This window comes from Microbacterium sp. 01T413_2, assembly GCF_056398985.1.
Window position 1 is genome coordinate 17470 of sequence record NZ_JBFTQL010000012.1, and the last position, 16688, is coordinate 34157.

12 protein-coding genes and 1 pseudogene are annotated in these 16688 nt (G+C 70.6%); 7 read left to right on the forward strand and 6 right to left on the reverse strand.

Annotated features, from left to right (window positions below):
- Positions 1-178 precede the first annotated feature (178 nt).
- Positions 179-712 carry a hypothetical protein gene (locus tag AC1DMN_RS08480; protein WP_441977324.1) on the forward strand — a complete coding sequence of 178 codons (534 nt, stop codon included), beginning with the start codon at positions 179-181 and terminating at the stop codon, positions 710-712.
- A 21-nt stretch (positions 713-733) separates the two neighbouring features.
- Here AC1DMN_RS08480 and AC1DMN_RS08485 read toward each other — a convergent pair whose 3' ends face one another.
- From AC1DMN_RS08485 to AC1DMN_RS08495, 3 genes are read right to left on the reverse strand one after another with little or no spacing between them, the layout of a single operon-like run.
- On the reverse strand, positions 734-1300 hold the full coding sequence (locus AC1DMN_RS08485) for a DNA-3-methyladenine glycosylase I (RefSeq protein WP_440733156.1): 567 nt from the start codon (positions 1298-1300) through the stop codon (positions 734-736).
- 35 nt (positions 1301-1335) lie between these two features.
- Positions 1336-2178, reverse strand: coding sequence for a PfkB family carbohydrate kinase (locus AC1DMN_RS08490; protein WP_477229727.1), 843 nt, complete (start codon positions 2176-2178; stop codon positions 1336-1338).
- A gap of 49 nt (positions 2179-2227) precedes the next feature.
- On the reverse strand, positions 2228-3007 hold the full coding sequence (locus AC1DMN_RS08495; protein WP_477229728.1) for a GntR family transcriptional regulator: 780 nt from the start codon (positions 3005-3007) through the stop codon (positions 2228-2230).
- Positions 3008-3168: 161 nt separating this feature from the next.
- Here AC1DMN_RS08495 and AC1DMN_RS08500 point away from each other — a divergent pair, with 161 nt between their 5' ends.
- Both AC1DMN_RS08500 and AC1DMN_RS08505 read left to right on the forward strand, forming a co-directional pair.
- A complete protein-coding gene (locus AC1DMN_RS08500; RefSeq protein WP_440733153.1) occupies positions 3169-4557 on the forward strand; it encodes an MFS transporter in 1389 nt (462 codons plus the stop codon).
- Between the two features lie 42 nt (positions 4558-4599).
- Entirely contained in the window at positions 4600-5559 is a 960-nt protein-coding gene (locus tag AC1DMN_RS08505) for a nucleoside hydrolase (RefSeq protein WP_477229729.1), read from the forward strand.
- 69 nt (positions 5560-5628) lie between these two features.
- On the opposite strand, the gene AC1DMN_RS08510 is transcribed toward AC1DMN_RS08505, so the two are convergent.
- The 3 genes from AC1DMN_RS08510 to recQ form a co-directional block, all read right to left on the reverse strand.
- A complete protein-coding gene (locus AC1DMN_RS08510; protein ID WP_441977327.1) occupies positions 5629-7701 on the reverse strand; it encodes an acyl-CoA dehydrogenase family protein in 2073 nt (690 codons plus the stop codon).
- A gap of 168 nt (positions 7702-7869) precedes the next feature.
- Complete coding sequence (locus AC1DMN_RS08515) at positions 7870-10557, reverse strand: aminotransferase class I/II-fold pyridoxal phosphate-dependent enzyme (protein ID WP_477229730.1); 2688 nt, start codon at positions 10555-10557, stop codon at positions 7870-7872.
- 275 nt (positions 10558-10832) lie between these two features.
- Positions 10833-12878: a DNA helicase RecQ gene (gene recQ / locus AC1DMN_RS08520; RefSeq protein ID WP_477229731.1), complete on the reverse strand. Its 2046-nt coding sequence runs from the start codon at positions 12876-12878 to the stop codon at positions 10833-10835.
- Positions 12879-13154: 276 nt separating this feature from the next.
- Here recQ and AC1DMN_RS08525 point away from each other — a divergent pair, with 276 nt between their 5' ends.
- The 4 genes and pseudogenes from AC1DMN_RS08525 to AC1DMN_RS08540 form a co-directional block, all read left to right on the forward strand.
- Positions 13155-13463 (forward strand): GNAT family N-acetyltransferase, encoded by a 309-nt coding sequence (locus AC1DMN_RS08525; RefSeq protein WP_441977330.1) that lies wholly within the window; start codon positions 13155-13157, stop codon positions 13461-13463.
- A complete protein-coding gene (locus tag AC1DMN_RS08530) occupies positions 13460-14401 on the forward strand; it encodes a pirin family protein (RefSeq protein WP_440733145.1) in 942 nt (313 codons plus the stop codon). Before AC1DMN_RS08525 ends, AC1DMN_RS08530 begins: the two co-directional genes overlap by 4 nt.
- Before the next feature lie 51 nt (positions 14402-14452).
- Positions 14453-14995, forward strand: a complete 543-nt coding sequence (locus AC1DMN_RS08535) for an ECF transporter S component (protein WP_477229732.1) — start codon at positions 14453-14455, stop codon at positions 14993-14995.
- Between the two features lie 132 nt (positions 14996-15127).
- Positions 15128-16606: pseudogene (locus tag AC1DMN_RS08540) on the forward strand (ABC transporter ATP-binding protein); the annotation flags it as partial.
- Positions 16607-16688 lie beyond the last annotated feature (82 nt).

Consider the following 16688-nt stretch of genomic DNA (forward strand, 5'->3'; position numbering starts at 1 on the left):
TTCCCCCCGAACGTCAAGCACAGCTGTCCCATGCGTAACTGTCAGGGGACTGTAAGAGTGTATGTCGGGATCCTGGGAGGCGCGATGGGGAGGAATCCCCATCCATCCTTCGATCGATTTCCTCGCCGACAGGCCTGGATCCGGCTGTCCGCATAGGCCGGGACCGTACGCTCGAGGCATGTTCCTCGACCCTGTGCTGCGCCGCGTGGAGCCGCTGCTGCTGCGCGTGGACCGCTTGGCCGGCGGCCGCAACGCGCACGAGAAGATCGTCGAATCGGACCGCGACCATCACCGCACGGTCCGCGCGTTCCGCTGGGTGTTCTGGCTGCTCGCCGTGGAGCTGCTCATCGGCATCGCCGCGGTCATCGTCGCCGTCGTGATCGCCGCGCAGGCGGGCTCGATCGGCGCGGTGCCGTTCGCCGTGTGGATGCGCGCGCTCATCGTGCTCGCGATGACCGTCACACTCTTCTACTTCGCCTGGCGCGCGGCGCTGGGATGGCGCTGGGCGTATCAGCGGCTGCGGCTGTTCGCCCAGATCTTCCCGGTCATCACGCTCGTGATGGCGGCGATCCCCGGACTGTATCCGGCCTGGATGGTGACCGAGCAGATCGTGTTCAGTCTCATCATGATCGGCGTCGCCGACTTCCTCACCAGCGACCACATGCGCCAGGCGTACCGCAAGCCGGACGCTGCAGCGGATCCCGCTTCCTGACCCGCGCCGCGGCAGCGGCTCTCATGCCGCGCGCCAGCACCCCTCGAGGTGGTCGTCGACCATGCCGGCCGACTGCATGAGCGCGTACATCGTGGTGGGGCCGACGAAGCGGAACCCGCGCTTGCGGAGGGTCTTGCTCATCGCCTCCGACTCGGGGGTCACGGCGGGGATCTCGGACATGAGCCGAGGGCGCGCGCGGGCGGCGGACGGGGCGAACGACCACATCAGCGCGTCGAGTTCGCCGTCGGCCATCTCCCGCACGAGGGCAGCGTTGCCGATCGTCGCCTCGATCTTCGCGCGATTACGGATGATGCCGGCGTCGGCCATGAGCCGGGCGATGTCATCCTCACCGAAATCGGCGACCACGGCGGGATCGAAGCCCGCGAACACCTCACGGAACCGCGGGCGCTTACGCAGGATCGTGATCCAGCTCAGCCCCGCCTGGAACCCCTCCAGCGACATCTTCTCGAACAGCGCGCGGTCGCCGTGCAGCGGCCGGCCCCATTCCTCGTCGTGGTAGCGGCGGTACTCGGGGTCGTCCCCCGCCCATGCGCAGCGCGGACGGTCATCGGCGAGGGGCGTCGTCATGGATCCAGGGTAGGCGCGGGCGCCGACACTCGGACTCACTCCGCAGGCAGGTACTCCCCGAGTGCGGCGAGCAGCGGCTGCGACCGCGGATCCGCGACGGCAGCGGCACCCACCGCGCAGGCCGCCGACAGGGCGCGCTGCGGGTCGACGCCGGAGGCGAGCCCGATCGTGAGGGCGGCGCAGAACGCATCGCCGGCGCCGACACTGTTCACGACCGTGGTCTTCACCGCGGGCGCCTCGGCGACGAGCTCACCGCGCTCGAACAGCTTCGCGCCCTCGCCGCCATAGGTCACGGCGACTCGGCGGGCGGTGCGCAGCGCGGGCAGCAGCGCGTACTCGGTCTCGTTCACGATGATGAGGTCGGCACGCCCGATCACGGCGGCGGGGAGTTCGAGCGCCGGAGCCGCATTGACGGCGAGGTACCCGCGTGCGGCCGCGGAGAGCGCGACGATCACGTCCATCGAGATCTCCAGCTGCGCGAGCACCGCCTCGTCGGATCCGAAGACGACACCGTCCAGGCTCACCTCGCCGTTGGCGCCCTCGCACACGGCGATCTGGTTCTCGCCCGCCGCGTCCACGACGATGAGCGCCACTCCGGTGGACTCCTCCCCGCGGCGCACAGCGTTCGTGTCGACGCCGGCCGCGGCCAGCTCGTCGATCATCCAGGCGCCGTCGGCATCGGGGCCGACCGCGCCGACCATCCGCACCGCGGCGCCGAGGCGCGCGGCCGCAGCGGCCTGATTGGCCCCCTTCCCTCCGGCCTCGCGGGACAGCCGCCCTCCGCCGATGGTCTCGCCCGGCTCCGGGAGGCGGGCCGTACGGGCCGTGAGATCGACGTTGATGCTGCCGACGACGGCGAGCGCGAGAGGCGCGGTCATGAGGACTCCAGTTCCGGAAGGGCGAGGATCGCGAGGAGGGGGCGCCCGGTCACTGCGCGGTCTGCACGACCGACAGCATGCCGGCCCTGCCTGACACGATGCACTTGGCGAGGTAGACGGGGACGCTGCCGGTCGAGGCGGTCTGCGTGAGGATGAGCACGGGATCGCCGGGCTTGAGCCCCAGCAGCGCGCCGCGCGAGCGGCCCACCACGTTCACGGTGATCCCGCATACGCCGGATCCGAAGACGGCACCGCGCGCGGCGAGGGCGGTCATGAGGCTCGACGGATCCGCCGCCGCCTCTTCGACGACGGCCGCGATCTGCGGACTCGCGTCGGTGAGATAGCGGCCCGCGGGCAGGTGCTCCTGCAGGATCGCGATCGGCTCGCCGCCTCGCTCGATCACGCTCTCGCGGAACCAGGTGTTCGCCGCGTCGTCGAGACCAAGGTGCCCCGACACGTAGTCGGTGGTGGGCTGCACGACGAACTCGAGCTGGCGGACGCTGATGTCCTCGCCGCCCTCGGCGAGCGCTGCCTCGAGGGGTCGCAGCTCTTCCAGGCCGACCCTGGGCAGGTCCTCCGCGACGAAGCGGCCGATTCCGCGCCGGGTGGTGATGAGGCCGTCCTCCTCGAGCAGCATGAGGGCCTCGCGGACGACCGTGCGCGACACCCCGAGTGATACGCAGAGCTCGGTCTCCCGTGGCAGCGCCGACCCCAGGGAGAAGACGCCGGACCTGATGCCGTCGGCCAAGCGCGAGTACACGGCGACGCGCAGCGGCTGGCCCACCGGGGCGGTCAGCGGCCGGGCCAGGAACTGTTCGACGTCCGTCATCGGATCTCCTCCACCGCGCGTCTCCGGCCGCGATCGGGCCGTGCTCGCCGTTCATTCAAGCATGAACCTGTCACGCTTGCAGATGTTCTACCTGAGAGGTATAACATCATATAACCTGAGGGTCGACCACACCGAGCCCTCGCCCCGACAAAGGAGTCACTGTGCAGCTCTCTCCCGCGCCTGCGGCGCTCGACCGTCCGGAGCCGATCCGCGGCGGCCGATCCGTCCTGCTCGTGGCGACCCTGATCCTCACGGTCGTCGCGTTCCAGCTGAACTCGAGCATGATCAGCCCCGCCCTGCCCGACATCGCGAAGCAACTGGGTGCACCGATGGACGCCGTCTCGCAGGTGTCCTCGCTGTTCTTCCTCGCCGGCGCCGTCGGCGGGATCGTGCTGGCGCGCTGGAGCGACTTCATCGGCCGCAAGCGCGCACTGCTGATCGTGCTCGCGCTCATCGTGCTCGGCACGGTGCTCTGCCTTGTCTCGCCGAACCTGCCGGTGCTGCTGCTGGGCCGGGTGCTGCAGGGAGCCTCCAGCGCCGCGTTCCAGATCTCCTACGTGATCCTCGCCGAGACCCTCCCGGCGGCCGTCTTCCCGACCGTGCTCGGGATCCTCACCGCGATCAACGGCGGCGTGGGCGGAGTGGACGGCTGGATCGGAGGCCTCCTCGCCGACGCCTTCGGATTCCGTTCGCTGTTCGTCGTGATCCTGGTGGTCGCCGTGGTCGCGATCGCGTGCGTCGCCCTCGCCGTGCCGCGCGATGGCGAGCCGTCTTCGACGGGGCGCATGGACTGGTGGGGCGCTGGCGCGCTCTCGCTCGGCCTGATCTGCCTCACCTACTTCGTCTCGACCGGATCCCGCCAGGGCTGGCTCGCCCCGCTCACGCTGCTCTTCCTCGCCGGCACCGTCGTGGCGCTGCTCGCCTTTGTCGCCATCGAGAAGCGCCGCCTTACCCCGCTCGTCGCCGTGCAGCACCTGCGCTCGCGCGAGGTGTGGCCGGTGCTCGCCGTCACCGTGCTGACCCTGTCGAGCGTGTTCGCCGTGATCAACTTCACGATCGTGATCCTCAGCCAGAACCAGACCGTCGGCTACGGCCTGAACGCATCGACCTCCGCCCTGCTGTACCTCACCCCACCAGCGCTGATCGGCCTCGCCGCCGCCCCGCTCTCGGGTTGGCTCGCGGGCCGCTTCGGGTGGATCCCGATGCTGCGGATCGGCCTGGTGCTCTCGATCGCGGCGCTCGTCGTGGTCGCGCTGTTCCCGTTCAGCCCGTGGACGGTGTTCGCCATGTTCACGGTGCTCGGAGTCGCCTACAACGGGGTCGTGCTCACCACCGCGAACGGCCTCGGAGTGCTGCAGTCGCCGAGCGAGGCTCCGGCGATCCTGCCGAGCATGAACGGCGCCGCGTTCGGCTTCGGAGCGAGCCTCGGCATCGCGATCGTTGCGCCGTTCGTCGTGTCCGGCAACGTCGTCCTGGCACTGTGGATCTCGGTGGGGATCAGCGTGCTCGCCCTCGTCGCGAGCCTGTTCCTGATCGCCAAGACCGACTGACTCTCTCCACCCGCCCCGCATCCGCATCCCGAGGAGGATCCGATGACCGACACCCCTGCCCCGCTGTACTTCGACTGCGACACCGGCATCGACGACTCGCTCGCCCTGGCGTATCTGCTGGCGTCGCCCGAGATCGCGCTCCGCGGCATCGGCACGGTCAGCGGCAACACCACCGCCGCGCAGGCGGCGCGCAACACCCTGGGCCTGCTCGCCCTCGCCGAGCGCGACGATGTTCCGGTGGCTGTGGGGCGGCACGACTTCCTCACCCACGAGTACGACGGCGGGGCGCCGCACGTACACGGCGACGACGGCGTCGGCGGAGTGGCCCTGCCCGAACCCGCCCGCGCAGTCGAGGACGTCACGGCGGCGGAGCTGCTCATCCGGCTCTCGCACGAACACGCCGGATCCCTGGAGGTGCTCGCGGTCGGCCCGCTGACCAACCTCGCCGCCGCCCTCGAGCAGGATCCGACCCTTCCCTCCCGTGTTGCCCGGGTCACGCTCATGGGCGGGGCGGCGCTCGTACCGGGCAACATCACCGCGGTCGCCGAGGCGAACATCGGCAACGATCCCGAGGCCGCCGACACGGTGTTCGCTGCGGGCTGGCCGGTCGTGGTCGTGCCGCTGGACGTGACCATGGAGAACGTGTTCGAGGAGTCGCACCGCGAGCAGCTCGCCGCATCCGGATCCCCCGTCGCGCGCGCCGTCGCCGCGATGCTCGACTTCTACATGGAGTTCTACCGCGCGACCTACGGCCGCCGGTGCAGCGCCCTGCATGACCCGCTTGCTGCGGCGATCGCGGTCGGCCACGTGCTCCCCACGGTCGCGCCCGCGGTTCCCGCCGTGGTCGACACGACCGGCGGCCCCGGCCGCGGTCAGACCGTGTTCGACCTGCGCGGCCAGCGCCAGGGCGTCCGCGACCACGACGGCGCGACCGTGCGCGTGGTGCTCGGCACCGACGCTCCGCTCGCGGACCACCTGGCGCAGCGCGTCGCTGGGGCCTGACGCCGAGAAGTCATGCGAAGAGGTCCGGTTCCCCTCCCGGGATCCGGACCTCTTCTGCGTGCGCCGGGCTTACAGCTGGCGCGCCTTCTTCAGCGCCTTCTCGTCGACGGGCGCCTCGCCCGAGGCCTTGAGCTCGGCGTAGTACGCGCGGGCCTCGTCCTGGCGGATCTGCTCAGCGCCGGAGGCGAGGGGGGCGCGCAGGTGCTCGGGCTCGTAGCCGAACGCGTTCACCAGGTCGAGCGCGTGCGGACGCAGGCGTGCGCAGAGCCGGTCGATGTAGCGGGAGACCGAGGCCGCGCGCTGTGCTGAGAGGCGGCCGTTGATGAGGTACCAGGCGAGGTGCTTCTCGACGAGCTGCAGGCCGAACAGGTCACGCAGCCAGGTGAGCACCGCCTTGCTGTCCTCATCCTCGATGCGGCCCAGAGCGTCGGTGAACGCCTCCCACTGCAGCAGCTCGCCGTGCGCCCTGGCCGCCTCGATGAGCTCKGCCTGGTTCTCGTTGAACAGCTTCTCGCCGAGCACCTTGTCCTTGCCGGCCGCACGCAGMCGSCCGGCGATGTCGGCSACCATCTGCTGSACGCGGTCGGTGAGCAGCTCGTGCTGCTGCTCGGCGCGCAGGCCGTTCTCGACCGAGCGGGCCGTGGATCCGAGATCCGCGACGGCCTGCCCGAACTGGCGGAGCCCCGCGCCGTGGAACACCCGGCCCGCGGTCTGGCCGACGGCGTACTTCGCGAGCGTCTTGGCGTCGGCGCCCTTGAACTGCCGGGCGAAGTCGGTGAGCAGGCGCTTGCCGACGAGCTGCAGCAGGATGTTGTTGTCGCCCTCGAAGGTGACGTAGATGTCGAGGTCGGCGCGCAGCCCCACGAAGCGGTTCTCGAACATGAAGCCGGCGCCGCCGCAGGCCTCGCGGCATTCCTGCAGGGTGTCCAGGGCGTGCCAGGTCGACAGCGGCTTGAGCGCCGCGGCCAGGGTCTCCAGGTCCTCGCGGTCCTGCGGGGTGTCGGTGCGCCCGGAGAAGACCCCGTCGAACTTCTGCAGGAACTCGTCGTGCGCGAACAGCTGCGCGTAGGTGGTCGCGAGGCGCGGCAGCAGGCGGCGCTGGTGCTTGCCGTAGTCGAGCAGCGTGGTCTCCTCGCCGCTGGCGCCGTTGAACTGGCGGCGCTGGGTGGCGTAGGTGATCGCGATGTCCAGGCCGAGCGCCGAGGCCCACGAAGCGGCGCCGTCGAGCGAGACGCGGCCCTGCACCAGTGTGCCGAGCATCGTGAAGAAGCGGCGGCCGGGGCTGTCGATGGCGCTGGAGTAGGTGCCGTCGGCCGCGACGTCGCCGTAGCGGTTCAGCAGGTTGGTGCGCGGGATCCGCACGTGGTCGAAGCTGAGCCGGCCGTTGTCGATGCCGTTCAGGCCGCCCTTGAGGCCGTCGTCCTCGCGGCCGATGCCGGGCAGATCCACTCCATCCTCGCCGCGCAGCGGCACGTAGAAGCAGTGCACGCCATGGTTCACGCCGTTCGTGATCAGCTGTGCGAACACGGTCGCGGCGATGCCGTGCAGCGCCGCGTTGCCGAGGAACTCCTTGGTCGCCGCACGGAACGGCGTGTTGATCACGAATTCCTCAGTCGCCGGGTCGTAGGTCGCCGTGGTGCCGATCGAGGCGACGTCGGATCCGTGCCCGATCTCGGTCATCGCGAAGGCGCCAGGGATCTCGAGGCTCATGATGCCCGGGAGCCACGCGTCGTGGTGCTCGGCGGTGCCGAGCTGCAGCACCGCGGATCCGAACAGGCCCCACTGCACACCCGACTTGATCTGCAGGCTGGGGTCGGCGGACACCAGCTCCTCGAACCCGGCGATGTTGCCGCCGTTGTTCTCCTCGCCGCCGAGGCGCTTCGGGAAGGCGCGGTGCACGGCCTTGTTCTGCACCAGGAGGTGCATCTGGCTCAGCACACGCTCGCGGTGCTCGTCCTTGCCGAGCGAGTCATCGCGCCAGAACGCGGGGTCCTTGATCATCTCGCGCGCTTCGCGGCGGGTGTCCGCCCAGGTGCCCAGCAGCAGGTCGCCGACCGCGTCGACGTCGATGCGCGACGTGGAGTCGTCCGAGCTGTTGTCAGCGCTGTTCGCGGCGTTCGTCCGAAGGGCGGCGTCGACCATGAGGATCCTCTCGTGAGGTTTCGGGGATGTCTTCATGGTAGGTCTGGCACAACGTGGGGCGAAGGCGGCTGTGGACTTCTGCTAACAGATGCCGCCGACGAGGATCCAGGCGGTTGTGGCGACTCCACAGGTCACGACCCGCCGACGCCGTTCCCGGCGGATCGGCGGTCAGCGGATCAGCCGGTAGCCGCGAGCCGCGTCAAAGCCGTGGATCTCCCGCGTGTCGAGCGCGGCCATGAACTCGAGCACCTCCGCGGTGACGATCTGGCCCGGCACGAGCACGGGGAATCCGGGAGGGTACGGCGTCACGAAGCCCGCCGAGACCGGCTGCTCCCCTCGCGCGACCCGTTCGCGCAGATCGTCGGGCGTCGCGTACTCGATCAGACCGCGCCGCTGCCCGTCGTAGAACGCGCCGCGCAGATCGCCGTCCGGCAGGCCCGAGGGGTGCGCATAGGCCGGCGCGAACGCGCTGAAGTCCGGCAGCGGCGGCATCGGATCGTCCTCGGCGCGAACTTCGGGAAGGCCTTGCGTCGCACGATCTCGCTCGAACCGCTCGGCGAGCTTCACCAGAACTTCGATCAGGTAGGCGATCGCGCTGCGGGAGGTGCCGATGTTCGTCATGAACAGCACCGTGTTGCGGCTCGTCTTGTTGACCTGGATCCCGTACTGATCCATGAGGTGCGTGTGCTTGAAGGTGTCGCCGTCGACGCCCGTGCGCGTGATCTCGATCGTGACCCGGCTGGGGTCGATCACGAACTCGTCATCGCGCCAGGCCCGCCACATCGCGGCGAGACCGTCGCGCAGCGGCATCGGCCGGGTGGTGCGACGGTGCTCCGGCGGGATCAGATCGCGCATCGTGAGCACGCGGAAGGTGCGACGCAGCAGCGGGTGCCGAGCGACGGACTGGGCGAGGCTGGTCGCGAGGTCGAGCTGGCGCTGCACGAGCTCGAAGCCCTCGAGCTCGACCTGGCGTCGGCCGAGGTCGAGCGAGGCGAGGATCTGGTAGTTCGGCGAGGTCGAGGTGTGCGTCATGAACGCCTCGTGGAAGGCGTACTCCGCTTCGAGCGCCCAGTCCTGGTCGTAGACGTGGATCATGGATCCCTGGCGGAGCGCGGTCAGCGTCTTGTGCGTCGACTGGGTCGCGTAGACCCTGATCCGCGCGTCGGGCGAGGGGATCAGCTCCTCCCGCATCCACGCCTCGTCGTCCTGCGGTTCGCCGGTCTCCGCGTCGAACAGCCGCGCACGCTGCGCGCGGTACGCCGCCGCGTGCGCGGTCGAGCGCAGCCGCTCTTCGAGGCGCTTGGCCGAGGCCATCGCCGTGCGCTGCCGGGTCACCGGGTGGAACGCCGCGAACGCGAACCACGCCTCGTCCCACAGGAACACCAGGTCGGGCTTGATCGCGAGGCACTCCGACATCACCCGAGCCGGGTCGTACACGATGCCGTCGAACGTGCAGTTCGTCAGTGTGATCATGTGCACCTCGTGCAGCCGGCCTGCAGCACGGTAGTCGAGGAGCAGCCGCTTGATCCGCTCCAGCGGCACCGCACCGTAGAACGCGAAGTCGTCGAGGGGATACGCCTCGAGATACGCGGTGCGTCCGCCGGTCAGCATGAGCGCATGGTGGTGCGACTTGTGGCAGTTGCGGTCGACGAGCACCACGTCGTCCGGCTCCACCAGCGCCTGGTGCACGATCTTGTTCGCCGTGGACGTGCCGTTGGTGACGAGGAAGGTGCGCTGCGCCCCGAACGCCCGCGCCGCCAGATCCTGCGCCTTCTTGATCGCGCCGGTCGGTGCGAGCAGCGAGTCCAATCCTCCGGATGTCGCCGAGGTCTCGGCGAGCAGGAGATTCATGCCGTAGAAGTCGGCGAGATCACGGATCCACTTCGAGGTGACGACGGATCCGCCTCGTCCCACCGGCAGGGCGTGGAACACCCCGACCGGGCGGCGGGCGTGGTTCTGGATCGCCGCGAAGAACGGCGCGTCGTAGAGGTGCGAGACCCGGCGCAGCAGCGACAGATGCAGCTCGAGCTGATCCTCGCGCCGGAACACCCGGCGGAACCGATGCGTGAGAGCTCCCGCCAGATCCTCGATGTGCGCGCCGGCGACCAGGTACAGATCGACCTCCGGCCGCAGGGCGTGCAGCGTGTCGGCGAGACGCAGCACCCGCTGCACCGAGGGGATCGAGCTGCGCGCCGCGGCGGGCGCGATCGCCGCCTGCTCGTGCGCGAGCGCGATCGTCTCCTGAAGGTCACCGCTGAGCACCTGGTGGCTGCGATCGCTGAACCCCGGCCGCACGATGCAGGCGAGGATGTTCGGGTTCGTGAGCAGCGCCGCGATCGCGTCGTCCGCCGACGGCACGATCACGAAGTCGTAGATGAAGTCGTCCGCATCGGTGCGCAGTCGTCGCCCCTCGGACAGGATCGCGTCACGATCCGCCGGGGTGGTCTCGTCGATGAGCAGCACCTCGAACCGCGTGCGCGGATCGGCATCGTCCTGCTGCTCGGCGAGATCGGCCTCGTCGAGCACCGGATCGGTCCCGCCCGGCACGGACGTGCCGCGCAGGCGATGCACCACCCGCCCGATGCGCTCCAGGGCGGTGGCCGCGTCGCCCTGCTCGATCAGCTCCCGGATGTGTCGCACGTAGCGCTGCCCGAAACCGGCCCAGTACAGCTCGATCGTCTCGAGCGCCCGCAGCGAGCGCCGGATCTCGTCGCGGTTGGCGACGGCGTCACGGGCGTCGGATTCGACCGCGAGGCGCTTGACCGCGAAGCGCAGGAACTCCCAGGCGTCGCTGCGCAGCCGCCAGGTGCTCGCCGGCATGCCTGGTGCGTGCGCGGTGTCGATCGTGCTGGTCATCGGCGGATTCCCTTCCGGCGGGAGCGCCGAGGGCGGCGCGGGCAACGGCGGCCCGGATCGCTGAGGTCGTCTTCGAACCGGCTGCTGGGGTCCCGCCGGGATGCGGCGAGCCGTCGCGATCGGCGACGACCGCGACGTGTGGTGCGGGCAGGATCCGTGGTGCGGGCCCTGCCGGACTCCCATCGTGCCACTCCGCAAGCGGATCCGATCGCCCCGTGTCGAGCCGCTCGTCTGGGATCCGAGATGGTCGGTGCAGCGGCGGCCGGCGGTGAGGATCAGCCCTCGGCCGCGATGACCTCGAGCACGGCCTCGCCGTATGCTTCGCGCTTCTTCTCGCCGATACCGCTGATGCCGACCAGATCCGCGGCCTTCGCGGGGCGGTGCTCGGCGAGCGCGCGCAGCGTGGCGTCGCCGAACACGACGTACGCGGGCACGCCCTGCTCGCGAGCGGTCTGCGCCCGCCATGCGCGCAGCGCCTCGAACAAGTCGCGGTCGCCCTCGGCGAGCGCCTCCGCGGCGCTCCTCTTCGCGGAGCGCCCGCCCCCGGAGGACCCGGCACGGGTGACCACGTCGTGGCGCAGCTTCACCGGCGTCGTCCCGGCCAGTACCCCGCCGCTCGCCTCGTTGACCGCGAGCGTGCCGTACTCGCCCTGCGCCTGCATGAGGCCCTGTGCGAGAAGCTGCCGCACGACGGAGCGCCACTGCGCATCGGCGAGATCGGATCCGATCCCGTAGGTGGCGAGCTCGTCGTGCCGGAACTTGCGGACCTTCTCCGTGGAGGCGCCCCGGAGGATATCGATGAGATGCCCGGCGCCGAACGACTGACGGCGCTCGCGCTGCAGCCGCACGATCGTGGAGAGCAGCTTCTGTGCGGGGACGAGTCCGTCCCAGCTGTCGGGTGGGGTGAGGCAGGTGTCGCAGTTGCCGCACGGCCCGGAGTCCTGCCCGAAGTAGCCGAGCAGGTTCTGCCGCCGGCAGTCGACGGTCTCGCACAGCGCGAGCATCGCGTCGAGGTGCTGGTTCTGCCGCTGCTTGATCGCGCGGTCACCCTCGCCCTGCTGGATGAAGCGGCGCTGCTGCACCACGTCGCCGAGGCCGTAGGCCATCCACGCGACCGAGGGCTCGCCGTCGCGACCGGCGCGACCGGTCTCCTGGTAATAGCCCTCGACGGACTTGGGCAGGTCGACGTGCGCGACGAAGCGCACATCGGGCTTGTCGATGCCCATGCCGAACGCGATCGTGGCGACGACGATCACGCCGTCCTCACGGAGGAACCGGGACTGGTGCGCCGCGCGTGTGCCGGCGTCGAGCCCTGCGTGGTACGGAATCGCGTCCAGACCCTGCGCGCTGAGGTATTCGGCCGTCTGCTCGACCGAGGAGCGGCTGAGCGCGTAGACGATGCCGGCGGATCCCTCGGGCTGCGTGCGGATGAACGAGACCAGCTGCTTGCGAACGTCGACCTTGGGCTCGATCCGGTACTGGATGTTGGGTCGGTCGAAGCTCGCGACGAAGTGCTTCGCCTGCGGCAGGTGCAGCCGCTCGGTGATCTCGCGGTGCGTCTCGCGGGTGGCGGTGGCCGTGAGCGCGATGCGGGGAACGCCCGGGAAGCGCTCGGCGAGGCCGCCGAGGGCGAGGTAGTCCGGCCGGAAGTCGTGCCCCCACTGCGACACGCAATGCGCCTCGTCGATCGCGATGACGCTGAGGGATCCGCGCTGCAGGAGCCCCAGGGTCTGCGCGTTCGAGAGCCGCTCGGGCGCGACGTAGACGAGGTCGAGGTCGCCCGCGAGGTACGCGCGCTCGACCTCTGCCCGATCGGCCGCCGTCTGCGTCGAGTTCAGGTACGCGGCGCGCACGCCGTTGGCGCGCAGAGCGTCGACCTGGTCGTGCATGAGCGCGATGAGCGGGCTGACCACCAGGCCCGTGCCCTCGCGGACGAGCGCGGGGATCTGGTAGCAGAGGCTCTTGCCACCGCCGGTGGGCATGAGCACCACGGCGTCGCCGCCGCCGACGACCTGGTCGATGATCGCGGCCTGGTCTCCGCGGAACGCGTCGTAGCCGTAGACCGCGGTGAGCGCGGCCAGAGCCGTGGCGTACCGGCTCGGCGCCGGCGTCGCCGGTCGCTGAGCCTGTCGAACAGCAGCGGGCGCGGGAAAGCTCCCCTGCGGAACGGCGCCCGGCGTTCCCGCCCAATCGCCCTCCTCGGGCGGGGGCGCCGCATCCCAGGGTTCGTCGCTGAACGGCATGTCGGCGTAGGGGTCATCCAGGGGCGCATCGGACCACGGCAGATCCGCATAGGGGTCGCGCGGATCGTTCTGGGGCATGCATCCAGCGTAACGAGCGGGGCCGACACCGGAGGCCGCTGTCCACAGGTCTCGCCCGGCCCCCAACTGCGCCCGCCCCCCCGGGTTCCAGCCCGCCCTGCCCTCAACTCGAAAGGATGAATGCAATTCCGCAGGATCCGGATCCGCGATTCTTCCTGTCGAGATGCATTTATCCTTCGAAATTGCGAGCCGGTGGCGCTGGACGACGACTCCGCCCGCCCCGGGTGTCTCCGTCCGGGCATATGTTGGACGCACGACACCGCACGAAGGAGCACGATGCCCGAGATCGCCGTGAGCTTGAACGAGGCCGAGTCGCGCTACGAGATCACCAGCGACGGCGCGCTCGCCGGGTTCGCCGAGTTCCAGCGGCGCCCGGGGATGATCCTGTTCATCCACACCGAGGTGGATCCGGAGTTCCAGGGTCAGGGCCTCGCCGCGCAGCTCGCCGCGGGCGCGCTGGCCGACGCGGTGGCCACGGGCGACACGATCGTGCCGTACTGCCCCTACATCAACAAGTACCTCCGCACGCACGAGGTCCCTGGCGCGAAGGTGCGATTCCCGACGGCCCCGGACGGATCCGCATGAGCCTGCACGGGCCGCGCGCAGCGGTGCTCGAGGCGCGCGAGGTTCCGCTCGGTGGCGTGCGTGCGATGAACGTGCTGCGTGTGCTGCCCAGCAAAGATGTACCGACGATCGGCGCCTGGTGCTTCCTCGACCGGTTCGGCCCCGCCGAGGTGCGCATGCGTGTGGAACCGCATCCGCACATCGGCCTGCAGACCGTGACCTGGCCGCTCGTCGGCGAGATCCGGCACCGCGACACGATCGACAGCGATGTCGTGCTGCGCCGCGGGCAGCTCAATCTCATGACGGCCGGGCACGGCATCGCGCATTCGGAGTACTCGGTGGGCGAGGAGGCCGGCCCGCTCGACGCGCTGCAGCTCTGGGTGGTGCTGCCCGACGGCGCCGCCACCGGTGCGCCCGGCTTCGAACAGCACCTGTCGCTGCCGGGTCTAACGCTTCCCGCCGAGACCGGATCCGACGCCGACGTCACCGTGGTGATGGGCTCCTATGCRGGCGTCGACTCCCCCGCGACGGCCTATACGCCGATCGTGGGCGCGGAGATCCGCCTCGAGCGCGGCACATCCGTCGTGCTGCCGTTCGATCCGGCCTGGGAGCACGGTCTGCTGCTCGTCGAGGGCGACGCCCGTGTCTCCGGATCCGACCTGGCCGAGACCGCGCTCTCCACGGACGACGTGCTGTTCCTCGGCGACTCCCGCGAGGACGTCACCGTGTCGAGCGAGAGCGGGGCGCTGCTCTTCCTCCTCGGCGGCGAGCCCTTCGAACAGGACCTCGTGATGTGGTGGAACTTCGCCGCCCGCAGCCACGAGGAGATCGCGCAGGCGCGCGAGGACTGGGAAGCCGGATCCGACCGGTTCGGTCACGTCGCCGGTCACGGCGACGAGCGGGTGCCTGCTCCGCCGATCCCGCCCGTGCACCTCATGCCACGGCGCCGGAGGATCTGACCGGGGATCGCTCCCGACCGATCCGCCCGGGAGCGCCGGTACGCTGGACGGGTGCCCGCCCGCTCCCCGCTGCCCACGCGGATCCTGCTCGTCTGCGCCGCCATCGGGGTCGCCACGGGCCTGCTCGGCGCCGCCGCCGGCTGGGTGACGATCCCCGTGATCGCCGGCGCGCCGTTCGCCTACGGCCTGGTTCTGGGCTCGCATGTGCTGCCGGGGATCATCGCGCAGGAGGTGCTGCGCCGGCCGCTGGTCGCACTCCTCACGCATGTGCTCGCCGCGCTCGTCGCGAGCGCCTTCAACCCGATCTGGTTCCCGCGCTTCCTCGGCACCGCGCTGCTGTTCGGTCTCATCCAGGAGGGCGTCGCCGCCCTCACCCGGTATCGCGCCTGGGGCGCCTGGAGGTTCTTCGTCTCGGCGGTGATCATCGGCGTGATCATCGCGGTCGTGGTGTGGTTCGTCGTCGACCTGGAGAAGCTGCCGCTCTGGGCGCGGATCATCTACCTCCCGCTGGCAGTGCTCGGCCCGATCGCCTGGACCGCGATCGGCCTGCGCATCGGCATCTCGCTGCGTCGCGCCGGCGTCGCCCCGCACTGAGCGCGCCCCCTCGCGAGCGCCCCCGCACGGCGTCGACCTTTCGCCGACGTCGCTGGCCGACGCCCTGCACCCCGAGGGTTCCAGCCCCACTAGGTTAGGCTTGCCTAAGCAGCCCTTCCCGAACGGAACCCCATGCCCTCCGCCCCGCTTCTGCGCGTGCGCGATCTCACGGTCACGCATCGCGGCGCGGGCGATCCCGCGGTCCGCGACGTCTCGTTCGATGTGAACGCCGGCGAGGTCGTACTCCTCCTGGGCCCGTCCGGATCCGGCAAGTCCACGCTCGCGCTCGCGCTCGGCGGGCTGATCCCGCACTCGCTCGACGCCGAGATCACCGGCACCGTCGCGGTCCGCGGCCATGAGACCGCCACCACGCCCGTCGCAGAGCTGAGCCGGGATGTCAGCACCGTGTTCCAGGATCCGGATGCGCAGATCGTCACCGGATCCGTCCTGGACGAAACGGCGTTCGCGCTCGAGAATCTGTGCCTGCCCGTGGACGAGGTGCTGGAACGCACCGAGCACGCCCTCCGCCGCATGGGCCTGTGGGAGCGCCGCGACGAGAATCCCGACCGGCTGTCCGGCGGAGGGAAGCAGCGTCTGGCGATCGCCGCCGCACTCGCGACGTCCGCCCCGGTGCTCATCCTGGACGAGCCCACGGCGAACCTCGACCCGTCCGGCACCGCCGAGGTGCATGCGGCGCTTGCGAGCCTCGCCGGGCCGACGCGCGCGATCGTCCTCGTCGAGCACGACCTCGACGCGGAGTGGTTCCTGAGCCCGCGGAGCACGGTCGAGCCCGGCTTCGCGACGCGCGCCATCGTGCTCGACGACGACGGAAGGGTCGCCTTCGACGGCCCCGCCGCGTCGATTCTGCGCGAGCACGCCGACGAGCTGGTGGCGCTCGGCGTGCGCCTGCCGACGGCCGCCCTCGCCGCGCGGCGGCTGAACGACCGGCTGCGGTCGCTCAGGGTGGATCCGATCGCCCCGCTTCCGCTCACAGCGACGGAGCTCGCGGGCGCCCTTCGCGGCGTGGGTGTGGACGCATCGCTGTTCGAAACTCAGTCGATTCGGGCCGCTGGCGCCCTCTTCGACGCGGAACCGACCGAATCGACTGAGTTTCGTCCGGCTGATGCACCGAAGCCGGTCATCGCCGTGCGCGGCCTGGACGTCGTCCGCAGGCGAACGCCGATCCTGCGTGGGATCGACCTCGACATCGCGCCCGCGTCGATCACGGCGGTGATCGGGCCGAACGGCGCGGGCAAGACGACGCTCGTGCAGGCGCTGGCCGGAGTGGTGCCACCGCCGCGCGGGACCGTCCGGCTCCTGGGTATCGACCCGGCGACCGCGTCACCACGCACGCTGGCCGCGCACGTCGGCTTCGTATTCCAGAACCCGGAGCACCAGTTCATCGCGCACACGGTGTTCGACGAGCTGGCGCACGGCCTTCGGCTGCGCCGTACCCCACCCGCGGAGATCGCCGAGCGCATCGGGGCGATGCTCGATCGGTTCGGCCTCGCAGACAAGGCCGCCACGCACCCGTACCTGCTCTCGGGCGGCGAGAAGCGCCGGCTCTCGGTGGGAACCGCGCTCATCACGCGCCCCCGCATCCTCGTGCTCGACGAGCCGACGTTCGGACAGGATCTGCGCCGCACCGACGAGCTGCTCGCTCTGTTCCGAGAGCTGCGCGCCGACGGCACGA

Bases quoted from the DNA above. Each gene is read 5' to 3' on its own strand.
- AC1DMN_RS08480 (WP_441977324.1), top strand. From the start codon at position 179: ATGTTCCTCGACCCTGTGCTGCGCCGCGTGGAGCCGCTGCTGCTGCGC.
- AC1DMN_RS08485 (WP_440733156.1), bottom strand. From the start codon at position 1,300: ATGACGACGCCCCTCGCCGATGACCGTCCGCGCTGCGCATGGGCGGGG.
- AC1DMN_RS08490 (WP_477229727.1), bottom strand. From the start codon at position 2,178: ATGACCGCGCCTCTCGCGCTCGCCGTCGTCGGCAGCATCAACGTCGAT.
- AC1DMN_RS08495 (WP_477229728.1), bottom strand. From the start codon at position 3,007: ATGACGGACGTCGAACAGTTCCTGGCCCGGCCGCTGACCGCCCCGGTG.
- AC1DMN_RS08505 (WP_477229729.1), top strand. From the start codon at position 4,600: ATGACCGACACCCCTGCCCCGCTGTACTTCGACTGCGACACCGGCATC.
- AC1DMN_RS08515 (WP_477229730.1), bottom strand. From the start codon at position 10,557: ATGACCAGCACGATCGACACCGCGCACGCACCAGGCATGCCGGCGAGC.
- recQ (WP_477229731.1), bottom strand. From the start codon at position 12,878: ATGCCCCAGAACGATCCGCGCGACCCCTATGCGGATCTGCCGTGGTCC.
- AC1DMN_RS08525 (WP_441977330.1), top strand. From the start codon at position 13,155: ATGCCCGAGATCGCCGTGAGCTTGAACGAGGCCGAGTCGCGCTACGAG.